Annotated in this window: 1 protein-coding gene and 1 pseudogene; one reads left to right on the top strand and one right to left on the bottom strand. The window is 65.6% G+C overall.

The window, feature by feature from the left end:
* Positions 1-892 (bottom strand): annotated as a pseudogene (locus WBA11_RS14735) (hypothetical protein); the annotation flags it as partial.
* A 186-nt stretch (positions 893-1078) separates the two neighbouring features.
* Between WBA11_RS14735 and WBA11_RS14740 the strand changes: the two are divergent.
* A partial coding sequence (locus WBA11_RS14740; RefSeq protein ID WP_424521421.1) for an APC family permease occupies positions 1079-2708 on the top strand: 1630 nt, incomplete at its 3' end.

Below are 2708 nucleotides of genomic sequence, written 5' to 3' on the forward strand. Positions count from 1 at the left end.
TGAAGACCGGAGCCGAGTTGTCGGCTGCGTCGCCGGGGACCACGTCGACGACGAGGTCCTCGCCGCCGGGAACGTCTAGGAAGGGAGAGGCCTCACGGAAGTCGACGTCGTCGAGGGTGAGAGCGCCGTTGACATAGACGTCGACGGTGGACGCGGCCGGGTCCGGCGCGTTGTGGATCACCTGGAGACGGGCCACGCCAGCATCTTCCTCGACCTCTACGACGATCGCGTCTCCGAAGAGGTAGACCTGAAGCGGATCACTGCCTGCATTAAACTCTTGGTCCACCCGAACGAACACCCCGTCTTGCGTGACGATAGTCTCGGGCGTCTCGTTGTCTAGAAGCGCGGTGGAGCCGGCTCCGAACTGGCTCGTTACACCATTGACGTCGTAGACAACAAAGAAGACATCGCCAGAGACTGGGACGGGCTGGTCGAAAAAGATGACTGTCTGGCTAATCGTATTGTCCGCAACGTCCGGGACGAGGTCGGTATCAAACGACTCGGTATAGAGCGCGGTTGAGTCGGGGCCATCCTCGAGGGTTCCCTCGTAAACCGATACCGTGAATGTCTCACCATCGTCCGGCACGCCTGTGACAAATAACGTAGATCCAATGACCTCGTATGGGGCCTCGTCAGGCAGTGTGTAGCCTGACCCGAAGATCTCCGTTCCAAACGAGCCCGTCCCAAAGAGGAAGTTGCCCTCACCCCCAGTGAACGTACTGATAGTGTTGGTTCCTTCAGGAATGTTGCTGACGACAGTCGTATCGCCTGGGGCAACTAGAGCCGGCACGCCGATCGAATTGGAGACCGATTGCGGAGCTATGGCCTGTTGTGCCTGTGAGAGTGGTGACAGAAGTACTGCCGCGAGGGCGAGAGTAGCGAAGTAGCGCATTCGGTTGCGTCGGTGGGAAGTAATGGATCGATGGGGCGTTCACGTCCCCAACATGGCTCACACACACGATACCCACAATGGTTTCGCAGCAGCGCTGAACTGCGCCCCGCGAGAGGGCAAAACGCCGTCTCGTCCTCGAGGATGGCGCGTCGCCCTCGAGGGCGGGGCCTCGTAGCTTCGGGCACCATGCCCGACGCCCCCCGACTCAAGAAGAGCCTGACCCTGTTCGACGTCTACGCGATCAGCACGGGCGCCATGTTCAGCTCGGGGTTCTTCCTGCTCCCAGGCCTGGCGACGGCGAAGGCTGGCCCGGCGACCGTCCTGGCCTATTTCCTAGCGGGTGTATTCATCCTGCCCGCCATGTTCAGCGCGGCTGAGCTCTCGACGGCCATGCCCAAGGCTGGAGGCGCCTACTACTTTCTAGACAGGAGTTTGGGGCCGCTCGCAGGCACCGTCGGTGGGTTAGGGACGTGGATCGCGTTGGTGCTCAAGAGCGCGTTCGCCCTCGTCGGGATGGGCGCGTACTTGGTGTTCTTCTTCGACGTCCCCATCAAGCCGCTCGCCGTCGGGCTGACGATCGCGTTCGCCGTCCTCAACGTGGTCGGCGCCAAGGAGACGAGCACGCTGCAGCGGGTCCTGGTGACTGTCTTGGTGGGCGTGCTGGCGTTCTTCGTGGTCCAAGGCCTGGTGGCGGTCGCCGGCCTCGAGGACGGAGAGGTCGGGCGCCAGTTCACGCCCTTCTCCCCGTTCGGGACCGAGGGCCTGCTGGCGACCGTCGGTCTCGTGTTCGTGAGCTACGCCGGCTTGACGAAGGTGGCGAGCGTGGCCGAGGAGGTCCAGAACCCGGACCGCAACCTGCCGCTCGGGATGTTCCTGTCGCTCGCGACCGCGACCGCGATCTACTGCGTCGGCGTGTTCATCATGATCGCCGTCCTGGACCCGTCCGAGCTCAGGAGCGACCTGACGCCGGTCGCGACCGCGGCCGAAGCCTTTTTTGAGTGGTTGCCCGGCCGGTGGGGCCTGCTGCTCATCGTGGCCGCGGCCATCGCCGCGTTCGCCTCGACGGGCAACGCCGGGATTTTGTCGGCCTCGAGGTACCCCCTCGCGATGGCCCGGGACCGCTTGGTGAGCCCGCGGTTGGGCGCCCTAGGCCGGTTCGGGACGCCGGTCCCCGCCATCGTCGTCACGGCGGCCCTGATGATCCTGGCGATCGTCGCCCTCGATGTCGAGGGCATCGCCAAGCTGGCGAGCGCGTTCCAGCTGTTGCTGTTCGGCCTGTTAAACGTGGCCGTGATCGTGATGCGCGAGAGCCGGATCGCGAGCTACGTGCCGGGCTACCGGAGCCCGTGGTACCCCTGGATGCAGATCGCCGGCATCGTCGCGCCTCTCATCTTGGTGGCCCAACTCGGTGCGCTCGCGTTGGGAGCGTCGGTCGCCATCACGGTCGGCGGCGTGCTGTGGTACCGCTACTACGTGGCGCCGAACCCGGCCGTCGACCGGGAGGGCGCCATCTACCACCTGTTCGAGCGGCTGGGCCGCCGCCGCTACGAGGGGCTCGACGGCGAGCTCCGCACGATCCTGAAGGACAAGGGCCTCAACGACGAGACCCCGTTCGAGCACCTGGTCACACGCGCCGTCGTCTTGGACGTCGAGGGCGACGACGACGCCGCGCCGGACGGAGACGCCTTCGAGGCCGTCGTCCTCGAGGCCGCCCGGCGGCTGGCCGAGCGCTCGAGGCTGGACCCGGACCGCCTGGTGGCCGGCTTCCTCGAGGGCTCGCGGACGGGGTCGACGCCGGTCACGCGCGGGGTTGCGC

The organism is Rubrivirga sp. (assembly GCF_049648075.1).
Taxonomy (GTDB): Bacteria; Bacteroidota; Rhodothermia; order Rhodothermales; family Rubricoccaceae; genus Rubrivirga.